The following is a 23,153-nucleotide window of genomic DNA, read 5'->3' on the forward strand; positions in this document are numbered from 1 at the left end:
CGAACCAACGGTCGTCCCTGGCCCGCTGCCCCTCACCCCAGCAGCGACCGCGCCAGCGCCAGGTACTCCCGTGCGTTCGCGTCCGGCAGGTACGCCCGTCCGATCGCGTTGCCGATCGCCGGGAGGGAGACAGCGTCCGGGTACGCCAGCCACAGCGTCTCGTAGGTCGGGTTGAACTTGCTCTTGAACGCGAACAGCGAGGCGAACCCGTATGCAGGCTCCAGCGTCCTGGCCAGGAATGCGAGCAGCCGGTCCATCACCGCCGGCCCCTCATCGGAGGCGTCGGTGTCAGCAGGCCCCGTGGGCTTCGTCGCCAGCGGCGCCCCCGACAGGCTCAGCACCTCCACGCCCTCGCCGCGCATCCGCTGGGCCGCGGACGCGATGACGAACTCCATGATGCCCGGGATGCTCTTGTCCGCCCGGCGCATGAAGTCGATCGTGTAGCCGACCACGCGGCCGTCCTGCCAGCTCGGCAGCCAGCTCGTGACCGCCTGGAGGTCGCCCTGCGGGTTGTAGGCGAGGTAGAGCCGCACCTCGGGGTCCTTCAGCTCGGCCATCCCGCCGAGGGTGAAGCCCATCTCGGGCAGCTCCTTCTCGGACACCCACTGCTCGCTCAGCGCGACGATCTGGTTCTGCTGGATCGGGGCCAGCTCGGCCCACGTCGTCCACAGCGTCGAGATGCGCTCCTTCACCCCGCGGTTGTGCGCCTGGCGGACCTTCTGCCAGGGCTTGCCCTGCATGTCGAAGGTCTGCGGGTGCATCAGCGTCTCCTCGCCGACCGACACGCTCTGCCAGCCGAGCGACTCGAACACCGGGAGGAACGCGCCGTGGATGCTGTAGAACGCGGGCGTCCAGCTGTTCGCGTCGCAGAAGCCGATGAAGTCGATGATCGTCTGCTCGGCCCGGTCGGGGCGGCAGACCGGGTCGGACAGCGTGATCGCCACCCCGTTGATCACCCGGTAGGCGACGGCGGCCTCGCCGTCCTCCGAGAACCAGTAGACGTTGTCCGGCCAGGTGCCCATGAACCCCAGCGTCCCGCCGCCGCCCGCGTGCAGGAGCTCGCGGAAGCGCAGCTCGTCGCCCAGCGTGCGGCCGGTGGAGGTCGCCCGGTACAGTCGCATCGTGCCGATGACGAAGATCGTCCAGAACACCGGGCCGACCCACTGGTAGAGCAGCAGCGTGAACGGTGACGTCGGCACGATGACGGGGCCCAGCACGGACTCGAAGCCCGACGGGACGAACCGGCGCAGCGTCGACGCGAACACGTCGCCGATGGAGGCCTCCGGCACGAACGACGACAGCGTCGCCAAGCCCGCGATCAGGTACAGCACCCCGAGCAGGGCGAACGCGACGACCGCCAGGATGGTGAAGCGCACCACCGCGTCCCTGGGCGCGCGGATCTGGAACTGGCGCCGCGTGGCCACCAGCAGCGCGATCGACGCCAGTGGCACCAGCATCGTCGCCAGCAGCCAGAGCAGCACCTCGATCGCGGGCGCGAGAGCGTCGATGCTCTCCACGTCGATGGTGATCTCGCCGCCGGGCAGTGCCGTGAACGGGAGGACGACCATCGCAGCGTTCACGATGATCCCGAGCAGCCACGCGAAGTGCCGGCCGCGACGGAGACCGATGGCCGTCACGATGAGCAGCACGAGCGGCAGCAGGCTGAGCAGCAGGGGACCGACCCCCTGCACGGAGACGGCGGCGAGCTCGTCACGGCAGTTGGTGGTGTCGGCGGCCTTGCACGCCGCCAGCACCGTCGCTGCCGCGACCTCCCGATGCTGGAACAGCGCGGAGATGAACGAGAGCGGGCCGAGGCCGCCCGGCGGCAGGAGCGCGGCGAGCGGGCCGATCGCGGTGATCGCGACGATCGCGGCGACCAGGGTGCGGGTCTCCCCGTGCGAGCTGCGGCGCATCCGGTGCAGCGGCCCACGGCGGAGGATGACGCCGAGCGCGAGGCCGAGCAGCGCCGCGAACAGCCGGTAGACGTTGTTCTGGTCGCCGTTGTAGAGCACGAACATGACGACGGTCGCGAAGGTGAGCAGCCGGATCCGGCGCCGCCACAGGGTCGCCGCGAACGCGCTCGCCGTGACCAGTGCGCCCACGATCCCGATGGTCGGGTCCAGTGTGAAGTCGAACTCGGTGGCGTGCGCGAGGATCTCCCCCACGTTCGCCGCCGCCCACTGGCCGAGCACGCCGAGCGTGATGCCGAGCACCCCGGTGACTACGAAGGCGATGATCAGGCGCACGGTCCCGAGCAGCCGTTCGGCCGCCGCGAGCACCGTCAGCGCCAGCAGGAAGGAGATCACGAACTGGATCGGGTCCTCCGGCACGAAGAGCGCCGTGACCGGCGTCCACCAGTACCCGGCCCGGATGGTCGTCGGTACGCCCGCCGCCCAGACGAGCGAGCCGCCGCCCACGCTCGCGGCGCTCCACAGGGTGCCGGTCGCGATGGAGGTCGCGAGCAGGATCACGGCGAGCGTCACGCTCGCCGGGGCGATCTGCACGTAGGCGCGCAGCATCGCCCACGCCGGCGGGCGTCCCGGGGAGGGATCGGCCGGCGGCGCCGGTGCGGTGTCAATGGGAGCCGTGCTCATGGTGTCTCCGTCGCGGTGGCCCCCACCCTAGCCGCCAATGGTCTCGGGGGCGCTACAGCCAGACGCCTGCAACGCCGATCATGCCGAATGCTCCGGCGAACGCGATCACCCAATGCGTCGCGCGCTGCGGCACGCGGAGCAGGAGCAGGATGACGAGCAGCGGCCCGAAGGCGATCGAATAGCGGGCGACGATCCCCACGTCGATCCCGAACGTGACGACGTTGGAGAGCCGCAGGGCCACGGGATAGAGCAGCAGTGTGAGCAGGGTCCCGAGGGCGAGCAGGTGGAGCGGGTTCAGGACGCGCGGCGCGAACTTCACGATGGTGAACTGGAAGCGCTCGTCGAAGTTGCTCCGGAGCACCGTGTAGACGAGGGCTCCGAAGATCAGCACGCTCAGCCAGACCGGCCAGCCGGCGGCGATCCCCCGCATGATCTGCCCGAGGAAGGCCTTGGATGCGGGCATGGCCTTGTCCCAGTCGGTCCACGGCGTGTGGACGGACGCGATCTCCTGGAACACGCCGACGATCACCTTGCGCCAGCCCTCGAACGCGAGGCCGCCGTACACCGTGGCGTTCGAGACCGTGGCGGAGGCCGCGATGTAGCGCCCCCAGATCACGACGGGCGCGATCACGATCGCGATCAGGGTCCCGAGCTGCCACCACCGGGGATCCCAGCGTTCGGGGCCGACGGTCCAGCCGAAGCGCCGGCCGACGAGCACGGCGAGGATCGCGAAGAGGAAGCCTCCCACCGGCAGCGAGCAGACCACCGCCACGCACGCGCCGAACGCGCTCGCCAGGGCGAACCACAGGAAGCCGCGGTTGCGGCGCATCCAGCCGATGCCGGTGCCCGCGATGAGCGCCCCGCAGAGCACGCCCAGCGCGTTCGGGTTGACGATGCCGCCCATGACCATGATGGTCGACGCGGCGACGGGGGCCGTCACCGCCGCGATCAGTCCCACTCGGCGGATGCCGAGCGCGTAGGCGGCGACACCGCTGGCGATCACGCCGAGGATCATCACGACGGCGCTGAACAGCCGGTACTCGTCCAGCGGGTAGTGGTCGCCGGGGAACAGCTCCAGGAGCCTCCGGAACAGCTCCGCTCCCGCGAAGTACGTCGGGTAGTGGATGTAGCCGCTCGTGTACTTGCCGCTCGGCAGCGACTCCGCGGACAGCAGCGGGTCGGCGCAGCCGCGCAGCGTGGGCCCGGCCTGGTGGCCGACCCCGCACGCCCATTCCTGCACGACGCCCTGATCGATCAGCGCTCCCCGATAGGAGAGCTGGCCCTTGTGCATCTTGAGGGCGGTGTCCAGGTGGACGTGCTCGTCGAGGAGCGACAGCGGATGCCGGTCGAGGGCGAAGTGGATCACCGACACCGCGAAGTAGAGCACCAGGAGGGCAGAGACGATCAGGGAGAGCAGAGCGCCGTGGCGCACGCACCACGACCAGACCCGCTGACCCGCCTGTGCGGGGCCCGCCACGTCAGATCTCGCGCAGGCGCTCGGCGAGGTATCGGTCGAGGCCTTCCAGCGGGATGCGCTCCTGCTTCATCGTGTCGCGGTTGCGCACGGTCACGGCGTCGTCTTCGAGCGAGTCGAAGTCGACCGTGACGGCGAGCGGCGTGCCGATCTCGTCCTGACGGCGGTACCGGCGGCCGATCGCGCCCGAGTCGTCGAAGTCGACGTTGCGGCGCTTGCGCAGCTTGTCGGCCAGACCGCGGGCGAGCGGCGACAGCGCCTCGTTGCGGGACAGCGGGAGGACGGCGACCTTCACGGGCGCGAGACGCGGGTCGAGGTGCAGCACCGTGCGCTTGTCGGTGCCGCCCTTGGCGTTCGGCACCTCCTCCTCGTCGTACGCGTCGACCAGGAACGCCATCAGCGCGCGGGTGAGGCCGAAGGACGGCTCGATCACGAACGGCACGTAGCGCTCGTTCTTGTTCTGGTCGAAGTAGCTGAGGTCTTTGCCCGAGTGCTCGATGTGCGTCTTCAGGTCGAAGTCGGTGCGGTTGGCGACGCCCATCAGCTCGCCCCACTCGCTGCCGACGAAGTCGAACTTGTACTCGATGTCGATCGTGCGCTTGGAGTAGTGCGCGAGCTTGTCCTTCTCGTGCTCCAGGCGGCGGATGTTCGCCGGGTCGATGCCGAGGTCCACGAACCAGTCCCAGCACAGGTCGATCCAGGTCTGGAACCACTCCTCGTCGGTGCCGGGCTCGACGAAGTACTCGATCTCCATCTGCTCGAACTCGCGGGTGCGGAAGATGAAGTTGCCCGGCGTGATCTCGTTGCGGAACGCCTTGCCGATCTGGCCGATGCCGAACGGCGGCTTCTTGCGCGCGGCCTGCAGCACGTGCGCGAAGTCGGTGAAGATGCCCTGCGCGGTCTCCGGGCGCATGTAGTGGAGGCCGGACTCGTCGTCCACGACGCCGAGGAAGGTCTTCATGAGGCCGGAGAACTGCCGGATCGGCGTCCACTGGCCGACCTTGTCCGGGTGGTCGGGGTCGGCGATGTCGTCGAGGCCGTTCACCGGCGGGTGGCCGTGCTCGGCCTCGTACGCCTCGAAGAGGTGGTCGGCGCGGTAGCGCTTGTGGGTGATCAGCGACTCGGTCAGCGGGTCGCTGAAGACCTGCACGTGACCGGAGGCCTCCCACACGGCGGTCGGCAGGATGATCGCCGAGTCCAGGCCGACCATGTCGCCGCGGCCGCGCACGAAGGCGTTCCACCACTCGCGCTTGATGTTCTCCTTGAGCTCGACGCCGAGGGGACCGTAGTCCCACGCGGAGCGGGTGCCGCCGTAGATCTCCCCGGAGGGGAAGACGAATCCGCGGTGCTGCGCCAGCGTGATGACGGATTCCAGTCTCGACGGTGCGGCCATGGGTGCTCCCTGTTCGGTGCCGGGGTGTGGGGGGACCCGTCCATCCTACTGAGGATGCGGCGGCCTCACCGGCTCGGGCGGAAGTCGTCCTCCAGGATCGCGAACACCGCGGTGTCCGACCATTCGCCCTTGAAGATCTCGCTCTGGCGCAGCAGGGCCTCCTGCTTCATCCCGAGGATGCCGCACAGGCGGGCCGACGCCTCGTTGCGGGCGTCGAGCTGGGCGAAGACGCGGTGGCCGCCGAGGGAGTCGAAGCAGAGCTCCAGGAGGCGGGTCGTCGCCTCGGTCGCGTAGCCGCGGCCGTGCACCGCCGGGTGGAAGACCCAGCCCATCTCGAACTTCGCCCACTCCGCCTTCTTGAGGAACAGGCTCACGTGGCCGATGACCCTGGTGTGGCCGCCCTCGGGGTCCGGGAGCTCGACCGCGTAGACGATGCCGTCGCCGTCGTGGGCGAGCCGGTTCATCGCGATGCGCTTGCGCAGGTGCTCGGCCGACTCGTCGTGGTCGTGCACCTCCCAGAACAGGTAGCGGGCGACGTCCTTCAGGCGCTCGAACTCGTGGCCGTTCTCCAGGTCGCCGCTGTTCAGCGGGCGCAGCAGCAGGCGCTCGGTGCGCAGCTCCTCCGCGGCGTAGGGCAGGCCGGTGGCGGCGTGCGGCTCGGTGGCGGTGATCGTGGCCTCGTCGCTCACGTGTCCTCCTCTGGTGGGTGCTCCTGGACGGACGTCAGGAGGCGGCGGTCTCGTCGTCGACGGCGCGGAGCGCCTGCGGGCGGGGCGCGTCGTCGACCTCCACGCCGAACAGCGCCGACGTGGCGTCCACGAACGCCTGCGCCTCGCCGTTCCTGGCGAGTTCGCGCGCCCGGACCGACGGGGTGTGCAGGAGGACCCCGGCCAGGTGGCGCAGCGCCGCCTCGGTCTGCTCGGTCGAGTCGCCGCGCGAGCGGGCCCGGGCGATCTCCGCGTCCAGGATGCCGAAGACATGGGTGCGGAGGGCGACCAGCGCGGGCGTGACGGCCTGCTCGGCGTTCTGCGCCGCGAACTCCGCGGCGGCGGCGCCGACGAGCTCCCGGGCGTCGGCCGCGGCGTTCAGCTCCTCGACCGGCGCGTGGATGCTGATGGTCTCCAGGTCGAGCAGCTCGACGTCCCGCAGCTCGGCGACGGCCGGGTCGACATTGCGGGGGAGGCCGAGGTCGATCACGAGGCGGCGGGCCGCGGCATCCGGCGCGGCGATCGCGTCCGCCAGCAGGGCGCGGGTGATGACGTGCTCGGTGACGGCCGAGCAGGTGACGACGAGGTCCGCGGCGCCGAGCGCCTCCAGGAGGTCGTCGGACTCGACGGGGACGACGTCGTGCGACAGGGCGAACTTCGACGCGCGCCCGGTCGGCGAGAACACCTGCACGTCGACCGCGCCGCGCTCGCGCAGCGCGGCCAGGCTGGCGCCGGCGTACTTGCCGGTCCCGACGAGCAGCACGCGCACGGCCGCCCAGTCGCTGATCCGGCTCTCCGCGAGCTCCAGCGCGAGGCGGACCATCGAGCGGCCGGCCGTCATGATGCCGGTCTGGTTCTTGACCCCGCGGGAGGTACGCGACGCGACCTGGAAGACGCGCTCCAGGTTCCCGGTCACGGTGCCGGAGGTGCGGGCCGCCTCCAAGGCGCGGCGTACCTGTCCGGCGATCTCGCCCTCCCCGACCACGACGGACTCGAGGCCACTGGAGACGGAGAAGAGGTGTTCGGCGACGGCGTCGTCGCTGTAGACGGCGCTGGAGGAGCGGAGGAGGCCGGAGTCGATGCCGCTGGCGGCGGCGACGGTCTCGATCAGCCGGTCCGCGGTCGCGTCCGCGGCGAGCGGCTGCGCGTCCACGTCGAGGTAGGCCTCGAAGCGGTTGCAGGTGGCGAGGACGACCGAGCCTGCGACGATCCCGTGCTGCTCCGCGAGTGCCGCGGTGACGGCCGGCGCATGGCGCTCGAGCCGTTCGAGGAGGTCGAACTCCGCAGTGCGGTGGCTCGACGAGAAGCAGAGAAGCACGGGGGAAAGAATACGCTCGGCGCCGACCAGACTCGAATCGGAGTACCCCGTCCTGAGCCGGTTCGACAGGATTCCCGGGGGATTGGCAGATTCGGCCCTGGCAGAATCATCGGGTGACCTCCCTCGACCCGACCCACCCGCTCTCCGAAGGCCGAACCGCGGGCAGCCGCCTGATCCGCTCCTATCAGGGCGAACGCCAGGAGACCGTGCCCGTCTGGTTCATGCGCCAGGCCGGGCGGTCGCTGCCCGAGTACCGGGAGCTGCGCGTCGGCACGCGCATGCTCGACGCCTGCCTCGACCCCGCGATGGCGAGCGAGATCACGCTGCAGCCGGTGCGCCGCCACGGCGTGGACGCCGGCATCTTCTTCAGCGACATCGTGGTGCCGCTGAAGCTCGCTGGTGTGGCCGTGGAGATCCAGCCCGGCAAGGGCCCGGTGTTCGAGAGCCCAGTGCGCACCGCCGACGACGTCGCACGGCTGGAGGAGGTCGACCCGGCCTCGCTCGGCGCCGACACGTTCGCGCCGATCGCCGAGGCCGTGCGCCTGACGACGGCCGAGCTCGGCGACACCCCGCTGATCGGCTTCGCCGGCGCCCCCTTCACCCTGGCCGCCTACCTCGTGGAGGGCGGCCCCTCCAAGGACCACATCCGCGCCCGCACGCTCATGCACGCCGACCCGAAGACCTGGGCCCGGCTGATGGCGTGGAGCGCCGACGTGACCGGGGCCTTCCTGCGGGCGCAGCTCCTGGCGGGAGCGAGCGCCGCCCAGCTCTTCGACTCGTGGGCCGGGTCGCTGTCGCTGCACGACTACGTCGAGCACGTCGCCCCCGCATCGGCGCGTGCTCTCTCACACATCCGCGACCTCACCTACGAGGTGCCGCAGCCTCCTGTGACCGGCGTGGACGCCGTCGGTGACGCGCCGGCGAACGACGAGCCGCTGGTCCGCAACGTGCCGATCGTGCACTTCGGCGTCGGCACCGGCGAGCTCCTCAAGGCGATGCACGGGGTGGGCGCCGACGCGGTCGGGGTCGACTACCGCACGCCGCTGGACGAGGCCGCCCGCCGGCTCGGCCACGTCGTCCCGGTGCAGGGCAATGTGGACCCCGCCATGCTCGACGCGCCCTGGGACGTGCTCTCGGCGCACGTCGTCGACGTCCTGGAGCGCGGGCGGGAGGCGCCGGCGCACGTGCTCAACCTGGGCCACGGCGTCCCGCCCGAGACCGACCCGACCGTGCTGACCCGCGTGGTCGAGCTCGTCCACGGATGGCGGGCATGACCTCCGAGCCGCTCGATCACGACGCCGTCACGGAGAGCGTCCGGCACGCGGTGGAGGCCGCGCCGACGCGCATCGTCGTGATCGGCGGCGGCGTCTCCGGGCTGGTCGTGGCGCGCGAGTGCGCCCGCCCCGGCTTCGAGGTCACCGTGCTGGAGGCGTCCGGCCGCGTGGGCGGTTCGGTGGCGCCGCTGGAGCTCGGCGGCATCACGGTCGACGCCGGCGCCGAGAGCTTCGCGACCCGCGGCGGCCACGTCGCCGCCCTGCTGACAGAGCTGGGCCTGGCGGACGACGTCGTGGAGCCGAACCCGGCCGGCGCGTGGGTCCGCAACGGCTCGCGCACCGTCCCGCTGCCGAAGGCCGGCCTGCTCGGCATCCCGAGCTCCCCGTTGGCGACGGACGTCGTCGCCGCGATCGGCTGGGGCGGCGCCGTGCGCGCGTACGTGGACCGGCTCCTCCCTGTGCTGAAGATCGGCCAGGAGCGCAAGCTCGGCACCCTGGTCCGCAAGCGCATGGGGTCGAAGGTCCTCACCGAGCTGGTGTCCCCGGTCGTGACAGGCGTGTACTCGGCCGACCCCGACGACCTCGACGTCGATGTGGTCGCTCCCGGACTCAACGCGGCCCTCACCCGGCTCGGCTCGCTGTCCGGCGCCGTCGGCGAGCTGCGCGCCGCCGCCAAGGCGGGGAGCGCGGTGGGAGGCATCCGCGGGGGCATGTGGCGCCTTCCGGCAGCGCTCGCCGCGGACATCGAGGAACGAGGCGGGACCATCCGCACCGACGCGGCGGTCGCATCGGTGGCGCCGTGGGTCGCGCCCGCTCCGGAGGACGTCGCCGCCGCTGCCGTGGAGGCCGCGATGGCCGACGCCGCCGACGAGGCCGCGCTCGACGGACTCGCGCTCGCCGGGCAGCCCCCGGCCGAGCCGGCCGAACCCACCGAGGAGCCCGCCGCCCCGCGCCCCGCACGCTGGACCGTCACCCTCGCGGACGGCTCCACCCTCGACGCCGACGCCGTGGTGGTCACCGCCCCCGCCGACGCCGCCCTTGCGCTCCTGCCCGGCATGGACGAAGCCCTCGGCGACCTCGCCGCCCTCGACTGGCCTCCCGCGTCCAGCGTCGAGCTGGTCACGCTCGTCCTCACCGACGACCGGGTCGGCGCCGCACCGCGCGGCACCGGCGTGCTCGTCGCCGACAGTCCCGACTCCGGCGTCTCCGCCAAGGCGATGACGCACTCCAGCGCCAAGTGGGCGTGGGTCGCGGAGGCCGCGGGCCCCGGCCGCCACGTCGTCCGGCTCTCGTACGGCCGCGCCGGCCGCGCGCCCGAGACGCCGGCGCTCTCCGATGCCGAGCTCCGGGCGCGCGCGGTCGCCGACGCCGCGGTACTGCTGAATATTCCGCTCACGGAATCCGCAGTCTCCGCGTTCGCCCGGACCCCCTGGACGAACGCCCTCCCCTATGCGACAGTGGGGCAGCGGGAGCGCATCCAGCGCGTCCGCGATGGAGCTGAGAACGTCGAAGGCCTCGAGGTGACCGGCTCCTGGCTGACCGGAACCGGTCTCGCGTCCGTCATCCCGGACGCGCGCCGGGTGGCGGAACGGGCCAGGGGTCTACGCTGGAAGGCACTGACCGACGACCTGGAGGGGTGAGGACGGAATGCGGGGCAAGATTCTCTTCGTGACGGGGGCGGCGGTGGGCTACGTGCTCGGCACGCGCGCCGGTCGCAAGCGTTACGACCAGATGAAGTCGGCCGCCCTCAAGGTCTGGGAGTCGCCGGGGGTGCAAAAGCAGGTGAACGCCGTCGAGGACTTCGTCGCCGAGAAGATCGGCGAGGCTCCCGAAGCGCTCTACATCACGATCAAGAAGGCCGTGGTCCGGGCGAACGATCGCCGCAAGGAGGCTCGCGCCGACTCGCGCACGACGGGGGTGGCCGTCGTCGCCGTCACGCGAGATGATCCTGACGAAGTGATCCGGTAGCGCGCAGTACGAGTGTCACGGAAGGGCGGTGAGCCGATGACCGATCGGGAACGTGCCAGATCGCAGTCGCTCGGTGAGCTGATCGCGTCGCTCCCGCGGCTGCTGATCCAGCTCGTCAAGGCCGAGCTCGCGAACCTGAAGGCCGAGTACGCCGAGAAGGCGAAGTATGCCGGGATCGGCATAGGGCTCTTCGTGGTGGCCGCGGCCTTCCTCTTCTTCGCGCTCGGCGTGCTCGTCGCCGCGGCGATCCTGGGGCTGGCGCTCGTGCTGCCCGGGTGGGCCGCCGCACTCATCGTCTTCGGCGGCCTCGTCCTCATCGCGGTGATCCTCGCGCTGATCGGCGTCGGCTCGCTCAAGCGGGTGGACGGCGCGGCGCCCAAGGAGACCATCGCCAGCGTCAAGTCCGACATCGACGCCGTGAAGGGGCTGGGCAAGTATGACAACTGACCGAAGCGGCGTCGAGAAGGCCCGGGCCGACCTGGCCGCGACCATCGACGCCATCCAGTACAAGGTCAACGTGCCCGCGCGGGCGTCCGAGCGGTTCCGGCGACTCCGCGACGACAACCCGCTCGCGCTCGTCGGCATCGCGGTCGGGGTGGCCGTGGTCGTGGGAGGCGCGGTCTGGGGGATCGTCGCCGCCTCCCGCCGCTGACCCTGGTTTTTGCCTTCTCAGCTTTGCGAGGGAGACTGTCGGTATGAGTACCCCGGCTGCCGTTCCGGCAGAGTCGACCACCCCCGAAGACACCGCCCCCGAAAGCCCCAGCGGCTTCACCCTGTGGGCCGTCCTGCGCCGCGACCCCGCCCGTCCCGACGACCTCGACGGCACCGACGTCCCCAAGGCCGTCCAGGAGCTCGAAGGCGTCATCGCCGACATCGAGCTGCAGGGCGTCGTCACCCGCGGACTCTATGACGTGAGCGGCCTCAAGGCCGACGCGGACATCATGATCTGGCTGCACGGTCCGGAGGCCGAGACGCTGCAGTGGGGTCTCCGCCAGCTCCGCCGCACCCGCCTGTTCAAGGCGCTCCTGCCGACCTGGAACGCGATGGGCGTGCACCGCGACGCCGAGTTCAACCGCCAGCACGTCCCCGGCTTCCTGCGCGGCAAGGAGCCGAAGGGCTGGCTGTGCGTCTACCCGTTCGTGCGCAGCTACGAGTGGTATCTGCTGCCCGACGCCGACCGCTCGAAGATGCTCGCCGAGCACGGCCGCAAGGGCGCCGCGTTCCGCGGGGTGCTGGCCAACACGGTCGCGGCGTTCGCCCTCGGCGATTACGAGTGGATCCTTCCGCTGGAGGCCGACGAGCTCACCGACCTGGTGGACGTGATGCGCGACCTCCGCTACACCGAGGCCCGCCGCCATGTGCGCGAAGAGGTCCCGTTCTACACCGGCCGCCGCATCCAGCCCGCCGAGGTCGTCGAGGTGCTGCAGTGACGGACACGACGGCCGTTCCGCGGGTGCTCGGCGCGACCGCCGCCGCCGCGTCCGGCCCGGAGCATGTGACCGAGCCGGTCGCGTACGACGCGATCCTCCTCGCCGGCTTCGGCGGCCCGGAGGGTCAGGACGACGTCATCCCGTTCCTCCGCAACGTGACCCGCGGGCGCGGCATCCCGGAGGAGCGGCTGGAGGAGGTCGCGCACCACTACCGCCACTTCGGCGGCGTGAGCCCGATCAACGACCAGAACCGCGAGCTCAAGGCCGCGCTGGAGGCCGAGCTCGCGTCGCGCGGCATCGACCTCCCCGTGCTGTGGGGCAACCGCAACTGGGACCCGTACCTGGAGGACGCCCTCGCCGAGGCGCAGGAGCGCGGCCTCACCAAGCTGATCGCCATCGCGACGAGCGCGTACTCCTCCTACTCGAGCTGCCGCCAGTACCGCGAGGACTTCGCCCGTGTGCTGGAGGAGAAGGGGCTGGAGGGCACCATCCAGATCGACAAGGTGCGCCAGTTCTTCGACCACCCCGGCTTCGTGGAGCCGTTCATCGAGGGCGTCCGCAACGCCGTGGACGAGCTGCGCGAGCGCATCCCGGGCATCGACCCGGCGACCGAGATCCGCATCCTGTACTCGACGCACTCCATCCCGTCGACGGATGCCGCGCGGTCCGGCCCCGCCGACCGCGGCTTCGGCGAGGGCGGCGCCTACGCGGCCCAGCACCTCGCCGTCGCGGAGGTCGTCTCGCAGGAGGCCGCAGGCGGCGTCATCGGCTGGGACCTGGTCTACCAGTCGCGCTCGGGCCCGCCGTCGATGCCGTGGCTGGAGCCCGACATCAACGACCGCATCGCGGAACTCCCGGCGCTCGGCGTCAAGGCCGTCATCATCGTCCCGCTCGGGTTCGTGAGCGACCACATGGAAGTGCTCTGGGACCTCGACAACGAGGCGATGGAGACCAGCCAGGAGAACGGCCTCGTCGCCGTCCGCGTACCCACCCCCGGCACGCACGCCCGCTACGTGAAGGGCCTGGTCGACCTCGTCCTGGAGCGCCGCGACGGCGTCCCGGTCGAGCAGCGTCCGGCGCTCACGACGCTCGGCCCCTGGTACGACGTGTGCCGCCCGGGCTGCTGCGAGAACGTCCGCCTCGGATTCAAGCCGGCTGCCGCGGGGCTCGCGCCGTGAGCGGCACGGTGAGCAGGGCCGAGAGCGCGTCCGCGCGTCGCGACGGCGTGCTGCGCATCGGCACGCGGGGCAGCGCGCTCGCGGTCGCGCAGACGACCGCTGTCGCCGAGTCGATCGCGCGGGCGACCGGGCTCGACATCGAGTTGGTCGCGATCACCACTCACGGGGACACCTCGCGCGAGTCGCTGTCGGAGCTCGGCGGCACGGGGGTCTTCGCCACCGCGCTGCGGGAGGCCCTTCTCGCGGACGAGTGCGACCTCCTCGTCCACTCGCTCAAGGACCTCCCGACCGCGCCGGCTCCGGGGCTGGTCATCGGCGCGGTGCCCAAGCGGGCGGACGCCAGGGACGCGCTCTGCGCGCGCGACGGCCTGACGCTCGACGCGCTGCCGGAGGGCGCCAAAGTGGGCACCGGCTCGCCGCGCCGCGTCGCCCAGCTCAAGTCGGTGCGGCCGGACCTGGAGGTCGTGGACATCCGCGGCAACGTGGACACCCGGCTCGGCCGGGTGGCGGACGGCGACCTCGACGCCGTCGTGCTCGCCGCCGCGGGCCTCGGCCGCCTCGGCCGCCTCGACGCGGTGACCGACTTCTTCGCGCTGTCGCAGGTGCCGACCGCTCCCGGCCAGGGCGCGCTCGCACTGGAGGTCCGCTCGGGCGAGCAGACCGGCCGCGGCGACGTCGCCCGGGCGCTGAAGGCCGTCGACCACGCGACCACGCACGCCTGCGCCACCGCCGAGCGCGCCGTGCTCGCCGGTCTCGAAGCAGGCTGCGCCGCCCCGATCGGGGCGTCCGCGCTGGTCGACGACGGCCTCCTGTTCCTCACCGCCACCGTGTACCGCCCGGACGGGACCGAGCGGCTCACGGCATCCCACGCCGCCACTCCGGACTCCTTCGGCCTCGCCGACCTCGACGAGGCCGCGCGCGAGGTCGGCGCCCGCGTGGTGGCCGAACTGCTCGGCGCGGGGGCTGCCGACCTGGCCCCGCTCGGGAGCGAATGATGCCCTCCACGCCGTCCTCTCCGAAGCCGCTCGCCGGCTGGCGGGTGCTCGTGCCCCGGGGAGGGCCGTGGGGCGACTCGGTCGCCGCCGATCTCCGTGCCAAGGGCGCCTCCCCGGTGGTGGCCGCGATGATCAACTTCGCGCCGACCGCCGACGCCCCCGCCCTGGAGGCCGCCCTCGCGCGGCTCGCGGCCGGCGGCTTCGACTGGGTGACGGTCACCAGCGCCACCACGGTCGACGTGCTGAGCGCGGCCCGCGCGGTCGTCCCGCCCTCCACCCGCATCGCGGCCGTCGGCGAGACCACGGCCGCCGCGCTGGCGGCCGCCGGGTACGCCGTCGACCTGGTCCCGGCGGAGGACAACTCCGCGCGCGGACTGCTCGCCGAGTGGGAGGCCGCGACCGAGGGCGTCGTCCCGCTGCGCATCCTCACCCTCCGCTCCGAGATCGCCAAGCCCCTCCTCACCGAGGGGCTGCGTCGTATCGGCCACGACGTGGAGTCCGTCGTCGCGTACCGCACGATCGGAATCCCCGTGCCGGAGACCATCCGCGCCGACGTGCGCGAGGGCCTCGTGCAGGCCATCCTCGTCACGAGCGGCTCGGTGGCCGAGCAGGTGCAGGTGCAGCTCGGCCCGATCCCCGAGAGCACCCTCGTCGCGGCGATCGGCCCGCAGACCGCGCGGGATGCCCGCGAGTACGGCCTCCGCGTCGACGTGATCGCCGACGAGCGCACGGCGGCCTCCTCATCGAGGCGGTCGCCGCCGCCGCGACCGCGAACCGGTCCGCCGCCTCCTGAGCGTGCGCGGGCACCCAGTGGTGCGGCGTAGGCTGGGGAGAGTGAGTGAGTTGCATCCCGTCGTACGGCCCCGGCGCCTCCGGCAGTCACCTGCCATGCGCCGTCTGACGGCCGAGACCCGCCTCCATCCGGCCGAGCTGATCCTCCCGCTGTTCGTGCGGGAGGGCGCCTCCGAGCCGCAGCCGATCGGCTCCATGCCCGGCGTCGTGCAGCACAGCCTCGACTCCCTGAAGCGTGCCGCCGTGGAGGCCGCGGAGGCCGGCGTCGGCGGCGTCATGCTCTTCGGCGTCCCGGAGACCCGCGACGCGACCGGCACCGCCGCGACCGACCCGGACGGCATCCTCAACGTCGCCACCCGCGCGCTCGCCTCCGAAGTGGGCGACGCCCTCGTCGTCCAGACCGACCTGTGCCTGGACGAGTTCACCGACCACGGCCACTGCGGCGTGCTCGACGGCGAGGGCCACGTCGACAACGACGCCACGCTGTTGCGCTACCGGGACATGGCCATCGCGCAGGCGGAGGCCGGCTCGCAGCTCCTCGGCCTGAGCGGGATGATGGACGGCCAGGTCGCCGCCGTGCGCGACGCGCTCGACGCCGCCGGCCGCACCGACGTCGTCATCCTCGCCTACGCCGCCAAGTACGCCTCCGGCTTCTACGGCCCGTTCCGGGAGGCCGTCGACTCGCAGCTCTCGGGCGACCGCCGCGCCTACCAGCAGGACCCGGCGAACCGCCGCGAGGGCCTGCGCGAGGCGCGGCTCGACCTCGACGAGGGCGCCGACATCCTCATGGTGAAGCCGGCCCTCAGCTACCTCGACGTCCTCAGCGACGTCGCCGCCATCAGCGACGTGCCGGTGTGGGCCTACCAGGTCTCCGGCGAGTACGCGATGGTGGAGGCCGCAGCCGCGAACGGCTGGATCGACCGCGAGCGCGTCATCGAGGAGACCCTGATCGGCACGCGCCGTGCGGGCGCCGACGCCGTGCTCACCTACTGGGCGACCGAGGTCGCGGGATGGCTGCGATGAACGACACCGACTCCCAGGACCTGCAGGGCCTGGCCGACGACGCCGCGCTCGGCGACATCAACCTCGCCCAGTTCGAGCGCGCGCAGCGCGTGATCCCCGGCGGCGTGAACTCCCCGGTCCGTGCTTTCCGCTCGGTCGGCGGCACGCCGCGCTTCATGGTGTCGGCGCACGGCCCCTACATTGTGGACGCGCAGGGGCGCGAGTACGTCGATCTGGTCGCGTCGTGGGGTCCGGCGATCCTCGGCCACGCGCATCCTGCCGTGATCGACGCCGTGCAGGCGGCCGCCGGGCGCGGGCTCTCGTTCGGCGCCTCCACGCCGGCCGAGACCGAGCTCGCGGAGGCCGTGCTCGGGCGGGTGCCGTTCATCGACAAGCTGCGGCTCGTCTCCACCGGCACCGAGGCGACCATGACCGCGATCCGCCTGGCGCGCGGCTTCACCGGCCGCCCGCTGCTGATCAAGTTCGCCGGCCACTACCACGGCCACTCGGACAGCCTCCTCGCCGAGGCCGGATCGGGACTCGCGACGCTGTCGCTGCCCGGCTCCGCGGGCGTCACCGAGGCGACCGCCGCGCAGACGCTGGTCCTCCCGTACAACGACCTCGACGCCGTGCGCGCCGCCTTCGAGGCGAACGGCCCGGACATCGCGGCCGTGATCACCGAGGCCGCCGCCGCGAACATGGGCGTCGTCGCCCCCGACGAGGGCTTCAACGCCGCGTTGACCGACCTCGCCCACGAGTACGGCGCGCTGCTCATCCTCGACGAGGTGCTCACCGGATTCCGGGTGAGCGAGGCGGGGTACTGGGGCTTGGACCGCGGCTACACGCCCGATCTGGTCACCTTCGGCAAGGTCATCGGCGGCGGGATGCCGCTGGCGGCCGTCGGCGGACGCGCCGAGCTCATGGACTTCCTGGCCCCGACCGGCCCGGTCTACCAGGCCGGCACCCTCTCCGGAAACCCGGTCGCGGTCGCCGCGGGCCTCGCCACACTGGCGCACGCCGACGAGGCGGTCTACGACCGGCTGGATGTCGTGGCCGATACGCTGTCGGGCGCGGTCTCCGACGCTCTCGCCGTTGAGGGCGTCGCCCACCGCGTTCAGCGCGCGGGCAACCTGTTCAGCTTCGTCTTCGGCGACTTCGCGGCCGCGCCGCGGACCTACGCCGAGGTGCAGTCGCAGGAGGCGTTCCGCTACCGGCCGTTCTTCCACGCGATGCTCGACGCGGGCGTCTCGCTGCCGCCGAGCGTCTTCGAGGCGTGGTTCGTCACGGCCGCCCACGACGACACCGCCGTGGACCGCATCCTCACCGCCCTCCCCGCCGCCGCCCGCGCCGCCGCCCGAGCCACCCCGGCCTGACCCTTTCGCCGAAGGGCACGTTGTTGTCACTTTTCGGGCGCAGAAGTGACAACAACGTGCCCCTCGGCGTCCGGAATCACTCGTCGGACGCGGAGGGGGTGCGGGAGAGGGATTCGACGTAGGTGTAGGTGGCCGAACTGGGCCAGCCGTCGGCGTCGAGCAGCGCGTAGACGTCGAAGTTGAGGGTGCCCCCACCACCGGCCGCGCGCCGCAGCGTGCGCGGCGGCACGTCCGACGACGCCCGCACCGTCACCGTCTGCGGGTCGACGCCCGAACGGAGAAGGCGGGCGTGGAAGGTGGTGGTTCGGGTCACCGGTCCACCTTCTCACACCCGCCCGGAGTGCTGTCCCGCTAGGCCTGCCCGTGCGATTCGCGCGAGCGGCGGGACAGCGAGTCGATGATCACGGCGAGCAGCAGCACCGCTCCGGTGATCATGAAGCGGTACGACGAGTCGAGGTTGAGCAGCGTCAGGCCGTTCGAGATCGACTGGATGACCAGGATGCCGAGCAGTGCCGACCATGCCGATCCACGGCCGCCGAAGAGGCTCGTGCCGCCGATGACCGCCGCCGCGATCGCGTTCAGGTTGGTGTCGGTGCCACCGGACGACGCGCTCACCGATGCGAGGCGGGCCGCGGCGAGCAGTCCGCCGATCGCGGCGAAGGTCGAACACAGGATGAACACGCTGATGAACACCCGGTTCACCTTGATACCGGCTCGCCGTGCGGCCTCCACGGACCCACCGACGGCGAACACCGAGCGGCCCCACTTGGTGCGCGTCAGGAAGAAGTTCATCACGATCACGAGCACGACGAACAGCAGGAACATCGCTCCCGTGCCGCGGTCGGTGGAGAGGTACCAGACGGCGATGCAGAGGCCGACGAGCAGGAGCGCGGCCTTGATCAGCACGATCGCCATCGAGCCTTCCGACAGGCCGGCGCGGCGACGCCGGGCGTTGCGGCGCCAGTCCGACCAGAACATCGCGATCGCGGCGATCGCGGCGAGCGCGTAGGCCGCCCACGGCGGCAGGAAGGTCTGCTGCGCGAACTTCACAATCCACGAGTCGTAGGGGATGTTGATCGAGCTGTTCGGCCCGAGGATCCAGAGCTGCACGCCCAGGAAGCCCAGGAGGCCGGCCAGCGTGATGACGAAGCTCGGGACGCCGAACCGGGTGAACAGCAGGCCGTAGAGGTAGCCGATGGCCGAGCCCGCGAGGATCGCGACGATCACGGTCAGAGCGAGGGGCCAGTGGAGCTGCGTGAACCCGACGCCGAGGATCGCCGCAGCGACACCGCTGACCGAGCCGACCGAGAGGTCGATCTGCCCGAGCAGCAGCACCAGCACGATGCCGATCGAGATGGTGCCGATCGCAGCGCACTGCAAGGTCAGGTTGACCAGGTTGTTCGCGCTGAGGAAGTTGGGGTTCAGGATCTGGAACACGACCCAGATCACGATCAGCCCGACGACGACGGGCAGCGAGCCGAGGTCGCCGCCGCGCACCCGGCGCCCGAATGCGCGCACCGCGCCGCCGAGCCCCTCCTCGCGGATGAGTCGTTCGTCCTGGAGGTCGGCCGCGATCTGGGCCGGAGTCTCTGGTGCCTTGGTCATCAGGCCTGGTTCCCTTCGCTGTTCTCCACGCGCTCGACGCGCTCCTCGATGCGCTCGGCCCGCTGCGCGACGACGTTGTCGGTGGCGCCGGTGATCGCCGAGATGATCTCTTCGTAGCTGACGTCGGGGACGCGGAAGTCCCCGTTGTTGCGGCCGAGCCGGAGCACGGCGACCCGGTCGGCGACCGCCTGGACGTCGGCCATGTTGTGGCTGATCAGGATGACCCCGAGGCCGCGCTCGCGCAGGCGCTCGATGAGGTTCAGCACCTCGGCGGTCTGCGCGACGCCGAGGGCGGCCGTCGGCTCGTCGAGGATGACGACGCGCGGCTCGCCGATCAGCGAGCGGGCGATCGCGACGGTCTGGCGCTGGCCTCCGGAGAGCGACGCGACCGCGATGCGCACCGACGGGATGCGCGCCGAGAGCTGCCGCAGCAGGCTCCACGACCGCTTCTCCATCTCCTCCTCGTCGAGCGTTCCTCGGGTGATCTCCCGTCCGAGGAAGAGATTGGACACGACGTCCAGGTTGTCGCAGAGCGCGAGGTCCTGGAACACCGTGGCGATGCCGAGCCCGCGGGACGCCGCGGGCGACGGGATGTGGACGTCCTGACCGTCGAAGGTGATCGTCCCCGCGTCCTGCGGGTGGACCCCCGCGAGGATCTTGACCAGGGTCGACTTCCCCGCGCCGTTGTCGCCGACGAGGGCGACGACCTCTCCCGGGTAGACGTCGAGGTGGATGTCGGTGAGCGCCTGCACTGCTCCGAACCCCTTCGACACCCCCCGTAGCGAGAGGACGGGCTGTCGGCTGGACCGCTCCTGGTCGGTGACCGGGGATTCCATCGTCACGGCGTTCTCCTTCGGGCCTGACGCGTCGTACGCGTGTAGCTGTCGGTGCTTGGGCTAACTGTATGGCGGAACCACCCGGCCCGGGGATGCGGGATTCCGCAACTCCGGGCCGGGTGGCCCCAGGTGAATCGGTTGTGTTACTTGATGCCGTACTTGTCGCACGCCGTCTTGTAGTCCGCGGTGCAGATCTTCGAGGCGGAGTCGGGACCGTAGAACTCGTCCTTCACGACCGTGGACTCGATGTTGTCCGTGGTCACCGCGACCGGGGTCAGCAGGATGGACGCGATCTTCGCGCCGCCCGCCGTGGCGACCTCGCTGGTCTGCTCGGACGGCTTCTGGCCCTTGGTCAGAGCGATGGCGAGCGTCGCCGCCTGCTCGGCCTCCGGCTTCAGCGCCTTGTAGACGGTCATGTACTGGTCGCCGGCGAGGATCCGCTGGATACCCGCGAGCTCAGCGTCCTGACCGGTCGTCGGGGGCAGCGGGCTCAGGTTGGCCGCCTTCATGGCCGCGATCGCGCCACCGCCGGTGCCGTCGTTCGCCGCGTAGACGCCCTTGATCTGGTTCTTGAACTGCGAGACCTGACCGGACACCCAGTCCTGGGCCTTGGCGGGGTCCCATCCTGGTGTGTCGAACTCGGCCAGCACCTTGTAGCCGCTGGAGTCGATGACGCTGTGCGCGCCCTTCTTGAAGAGGGTCGCGTTGTTGTCGGTCGGCGAACCGTTGACCATCAGGATGCCGCTGCCGGACGGGACGCCGTCCTTCTTCAGCTTGTCGACCAGCGCCGTGGCCTGCAGCTTCCCGACCTTCTCGTTGTCGAACGAGATGTAGTAGTTCAGGTCGGGGCTGTTGATGAGACGGTCGTAGGAGATGACCGGGATGTTCTTGGCCTTCGCCTCGCCGACGATCGACGCGGCGGCCTCGCCGTCGAACGGGTCGAGGACGAGCACCTTGACACCCTGGGTCAGCATCGACTCGGCCTGCTGCTGCTGCTTGCTGGCGTCGCCGTCCGCGTTCGCGTACAGGACGGTGCAGCCGGAGCAGAGCGACTTGACCTTCGCCTCGAAGTACGGCTTGTCCGCCGCTTCGTAGCGGGCGGTGACCGAGTCGGGCAGGAGGAGGCCGATCTTGGCGTTCGCGGCGCCCGACGCGTTGTTCGTCGAGGAGTTGCCGGAACCGTTCGAACAGGCTGTGAGAGTGAGGGCTGTGGCCAGGATCGCGGCGGACGCCATGACCGCTCTCTTGGTGGCGATCTTCATTGAAAAACCTCCGATTCGAGGCCGCCGACGTTGGCGGCTGGGTTGAGTGTGTCAAAGCCCGGCCGTTGGCGTCAATACTTGAATTCAAGCTTTCGATAACGGTTCGTCACGGACGGGGGTCAATGGGGGACACGCGCGCCGCGAGCGGTCAGACGGCGACCCCCACGCTCGTGATCGAGACGCTGTCGACCGCGTGGGCCACGGCGCCGAGCGTGGCCGCCCGCACACCGAGCTGGCCTTGGACGATGTCGGGCATGAGGTCCTGGTTCACGATGATGGATCGCTCGACGGCGTGGCGCATCGGGCCGAGCAGCAGCTCTCCCGCGCGGGCGAGCTCGCCGCCCACCACGACCCGCTCCGGGTCGAGCAGGTTGCAGAGATTCGCCGTCGCGATGCCGATGTGCCGCCCGGCGTCCGCGATCGCCCGGATGCAGCGGGCGTCGCCGGCCATCGCCTGCAGGACGACGTCGCCCAGCTTCAGGCTGCCGAGGTGGTCGCGCAGCTCGTCCAGGATCGCGGGGCCGCCGGCGATGGCCTCCAGGCAGCCACGGTTCCCGCAACGGCAGAGCGGCCCGTTCTCCCGGATCGTGGTGTGGCCGAACTCGCCCGCGACGCCGTTGTTGCCCCGGAAGAGCTGGCCGTTGAGGAGGAGCCCCGCCCCGATCCCGTCGCCGACGTCGAGGGTGATGGACGTGCGCTTGCCGCGCCCGGCGCCGAGCCGCGACTCTGCCAGGGCCGTCAGGTTGGCGGCGTTGTCGATGAAGACCGGGCGCTTCACCCGGCGCTCCAGGGCCTCCGCGATCACCACGCCGTCCCAGCCGCGCATGATGCCGCTGCGCGCGATCGTGCCGGTGGCCCTGTCGAGGGGCGCCGGCACCGCGAGCCCGACCGCCAGCACCTCGTCGCGGGTCGCGTCGACCGAGTCGAGCATGTCCTGCAGCAGCAGCGCGACCTTGTCGAGCTCGTTGTCCGCGCGGTGGTCCTTGGCGAGCGGCATGTGGTTCTCGGCGACGACCGTGTTCGCCACGTCGGCCAGCGCGACGCGCAGGTGCCGGGTGGAGAAGTGGACGCCGACCACGAGCCCGAGCGCATGGGCGAGTGTGACGTGCTGGGCGCGCCGTCCCGAGCGGATGCTCTGCGCGGTGTGCAGCACGCCGGAGGTGGCGAGCTCCTTGACGATGTTGGAGACGGTGGCGGGGGAGAGCCCCGTCGCCCCGGCCAGCTCGACCTGCGTCAGGCCGCCGTGCTTCTTGATGGCGTCGACGATCCGAGCCCGGTTGGCTTCACGAAGTGAAGTCTGCGAGCCCGGAGTCCGCCGCTGCGTTGCCACGACGAGAAGGATACATGCCGCTCGGGCAAGCGGATCATGAGAGTCCTGCGACCGCTGCACGCCGTCCGTCGCGGCCCTCCAAGCCAACGGTTACGGGTTTGTGAGGTTCGCGACCCCCGCCGACCCCGGTCGGCGGGCAGGATAGAGCTATGGCCGACCTGCACGTTCACCCCGACCGCCTGGAGATCCACCTCACCCGGGCCGAGAAGGTGCTCTCCGTGCGTCGGGAGGATCTGGTGATCCCGCGGGAGAGCATCCGATCGGTCGCGATCACGGAGGACCCCTGGATCTGGATCCGCGGCATCCGCGCCCCCGGTGCCGCCGTCCCGCTCACGCTCTCGGTCGGGACGTGGAAGTTCCACGGCGGCAAGGACTTCCTCCTCATCAAGGGCAAGCAGCGCGCCGCGGTGGTCGTCGACCTCGACGGCGAGGAGTTCTCCCGCGTGATCGTCTCGACGCCGCACGCCGCGAAGCTGGTGGAGGCGCTGCGCGTGGACGTGAGCGAGATCCCGGCCGACGGAGAGATCATCGACTGACGGCTGGAGCGCGATCTGCTGTCGCCTGCGAGAGTATAAGATTGAAATACCGACTCGCAGCGCGTGTGGCGTTGGGGCGACGCTTA

At 71.3% G+C, this 23,153-nt stretch carries 22 protein-coding genes; 12 read left to right on the forward strand and 10 right to left on the reverse strand.

Annotated elements, in window-relative coordinates; all coding sequences use genetic code 11:
* Positions 1 to 32: 32 nt before the first annotated feature.
* The 5 genes from ACQ86L_RS13075 to ACQ86L_RS13095 form a co-directional block, all read right to left on the reverse strand.
* On the reverse strand, positions 33 to 2,594 hold the full coding sequence (locus tag ACQ86L_RS13075; protein WP_434315781.1) for a bifunctional lysylphosphatidylglycerol flippase/synthetase MprF: 2,562 nt from the start codon (positions 2,592 to 2,594) through the stop codon (positions 33 to 35).
* Positions 2,595 to 2,646: 52 nt separating this feature from the next.
* Entirely contained in the window at positions 2,647 to 4,071 is a 1,425-nt protein-coding gene (locus ACQ86L_RS13080) for a hypothetical protein (protein ID WP_434315782.1), read from the reverse strand.
* A gap of 1 nt (position 4,072) precedes the next feature.
* On the reverse strand, positions 4,073 to 5,461 hold the full coding sequence (locus ACQ86L_RS13085) for a glycine--tRNA ligase (RefSeq protein WP_434315783.1): 1,389 nt from the start codon (positions 5,459 to 5,461) through the stop codon (positions 4,073 to 4,075).
* A gap of 65 nt (positions 5,462 to 5,526) precedes the next feature.
* Positions 5,527 to 6,150 carry a GNAT family N-acetyltransferase gene (locus tag ACQ86L_RS13090; RefSeq protein WP_434315784.1) on the reverse strand — a complete coding sequence of 208 codons (624 nt, stop codon included), beginning with the start codon at positions 6,148 to 6,150 and terminating at the stop codon, positions 5,527 to 5,529.
* Positions 6,151 to 6,184: 34 nt separating this feature from the next.
* On the reverse strand, positions 6,185 to 7,486 hold the full coding sequence (locus ACQ86L_RS13095; RefSeq protein WP_434315785.1) for a glutamyl-tRNA reductase: 1,302 nt from the start codon (positions 7,484 to 7,486) through the stop codon (positions 6,185 to 6,187).
* Positions 7,487 to 7,599: 113 nt separating this feature from the next.
* Here ACQ86L_RS13095 and hemE point away from each other — a divergent pair, with 113 nt between their 5' ends.
* The 11 genes from hemE to hemL all read left to right on the forward strand — a co-directional run bounded on the left by hemE (position 7,600) and on the right by hemL (position 17,498).
* Complete coding sequence (hemE, locus tag ACQ86L_RS13100) at positions 7,600 to 8,760, forward strand: uroporphyrinogen decarboxylase (RefSeq protein ID WP_434315786.1); 1,161 nt, start codon at positions 7,600 to 7,602, stop codon at positions 8,758 to 8,760.
* Positions 8,757 to 10,400, forward strand: coding sequence for a protoporphyrinogen/coproporphyrinogen oxidase (locus tag ACQ86L_RS13105; protein ID WP_434315787.1), 1,644 nt, complete (start codon positions 8,757 to 8,759; stop codon positions 10,398 to 10,400). Before hemE ends, ACQ86L_RS13105 begins: the two co-directional genes overlap by 4 nt.
* 43 nt (positions 10,401 to 10,443) lie before the next feature.
* On the forward strand, positions 10,444 to 10,728 hold the full coding sequence (locus tag ACQ86L_RS13110) for a hypothetical protein (RefSeq protein ID WP_434315788.1): 285 nt from the start codon (positions 10,444 to 10,446) through the stop codon (positions 10,726 to 10,728).
* Between the two features lie 36 nt (positions 10,729 to 10,764).
* On the forward strand, positions 10,765 to 11,175 hold the full coding sequence (locus ACQ86L_RS13115) for a phage holin family protein (RefSeq protein ID WP_345838642.1): 411 nt from the start codon (positions 10,765 to 10,767) through the stop codon (positions 11,173 to 11,175).
* Positions 11,165 to 11,380 (forward strand): DUF3618 domain-containing protein, encoded by a 216-nt coding sequence (locus tag ACQ86L_RS13120; protein ID WP_345838641.1) that lies wholly within the window; start codon positions 11,165 to 11,167, stop codon positions 11,378 to 11,380. Before ACQ86L_RS13115 ends, ACQ86L_RS13120 begins: the two co-directional genes overlap by 11 nt.
* 43 nt (positions 11,381 to 11,423) lie before the next feature.
* Positions 11,424 to 12,158, forward strand: coding sequence for a hydrogen peroxide-dependent heme synthase (hemQ, locus tag ACQ86L_RS13125; RefSeq protein ID WP_434315789.1), 735 nt, complete (start codon positions 11,424 to 11,426; stop codon positions 12,156 to 12,158).
* Positions 12,155 to 13,336, forward strand: coding sequence for a ferrochelatase (locus ACQ86L_RS13130; protein ID WP_434315790.1), 1,182 nt, complete (start codon positions 12,155 to 12,157; stop codon positions 13,334 to 13,336). Before hemQ ends, ACQ86L_RS13130 begins: the two co-directional genes overlap by 4 nt.
* Positions 13,333 to 14,331, forward strand: coding sequence for a hydroxymethylbilane synthase (hemC, locus tag ACQ86L_RS13135; protein ID WP_434315791.1), 999 nt, complete (start codon positions 13,333 to 13,335; stop codon positions 14,329 to 14,331). The genes ACQ86L_RS13130 and hemC overlap by 4 nt, the downstream gene beginning before the upstream one ends.
* Positions 14,331 to 15,155, forward strand: coding sequence for a uroporphyrinogen-III synthase (locus ACQ86L_RS13140; RefSeq protein WP_434315792.1), 825 nt, complete (start codon positions 14,331 to 14,333; stop codon positions 15,153 to 15,155). Before hemC ends, ACQ86L_RS13140 begins: the two co-directional genes overlap by 1 nt.
* Before the next feature lie 64 nt (positions 15,156 to 15,219).
* Positions 15,220 to 16,146, forward strand: coding sequence for a porphobilinogen synthase (gene hemB, locus ACQ86L_RS13145; protein WP_434315793.1), 927 nt, complete (start codon positions 15,220 to 15,222; stop codon positions 16,144 to 16,146).
* Complete coding sequence (gene hemL, locus ACQ86L_RS13150) at positions 16,143 to 17,498, forward strand: glutamate-1-semialdehyde 2,1-aminomutase (RefSeq protein ID WP_434315794.1); 1,356 nt, start codon at positions 16,143 to 16,145, stop codon at positions 17,496 to 17,498. The genes hemB and hemL overlap by 4 nt, the downstream gene beginning before the upstream one ends.
* Positions 17,499 to 17,574: 76 nt before the next feature.
* Here hemL and ACQ86L_RS13155 read toward each other — a convergent pair whose 3' ends face one another.
* The 5 genes from ACQ86L_RS13155 to ACQ86L_RS13175 form a co-directional block, all read right to left on the reverse strand.
* Complete coding sequence (locus tag ACQ86L_RS13155) at positions 17,575 to 17,811, reverse strand: hypothetical protein (protein ID WP_434315795.1); 237 nt, start codon at positions 17,809 to 17,811, stop codon at positions 17,575 to 17,577.
* A gap of 38 nt (positions 17,812 to 17,849) precedes the next feature.
* Positions 17,850 to 19,103, reverse strand: coding sequence for a sugar ABC transporter permease (locus tag ACQ86L_RS13160; protein WP_434315796.1), 1,254 nt, complete (start codon positions 19,101 to 19,103; stop codon positions 17,850 to 17,852).
* Positions 19,103 to 19,939: an ATP-binding cassette domain-containing protein gene (locus ACQ86L_RS13165; RefSeq protein ID WP_345839167.1), complete on the reverse strand. Its 837-nt coding sequence runs from the start codon at positions 19,937 to 19,939 to the stop codon at positions 19,103 to 19,105. Before ACQ86L_RS13165 ends, ACQ86L_RS13160 begins: the two co-directional genes overlap by 1 nt.
* A gap of 143 nt (positions 19,940 to 20,082) precedes the next feature.
* Positions 20,083 to 21,201, reverse strand: a complete 1,119-nt coding sequence (locus ACQ86L_RS13170; RefSeq protein WP_434315797.1) for an ABC transporter substrate-binding protein — start codon at positions 21,199 to 21,201, stop codon at positions 20,083 to 20,085.
* 148 nt (positions 21,202 to 21,349) lie between these two features.
* Complete coding sequence (locus ACQ86L_RS13175; protein WP_434315798.1) at positions 21,350 to 22,531, reverse strand: ROK family transcriptional regulator; 1,182 nt, start codon at positions 22,529 to 22,531, stop codon at positions 21,350 to 21,352.
* A 149-nt stretch (positions 22,532 to 22,680) separates the two neighbouring features.
* Between ACQ86L_RS13175 and ACQ86L_RS13180 the strand changes: the two genes are divergently transcribed.
* Positions 22,681 to 23,067, forward strand: coding sequence for a hypothetical protein (locus ACQ86L_RS13180; protein ID WP_434315799.1), 387 nt, complete (start codon positions 22,681 to 22,683; stop codon positions 23,065 to 23,067).
* Positions 23,068 to 23,153: the final 86 nt, after the last annotated feature.

This window comes from Leifsonia sp. P73, assembly GCF_051059105.1.
Classification (GTDB): Bacteria; Actinomycetota; Actinomycetes; order Actinomycetales; family Microbacteriaceae; genus Leifsonia.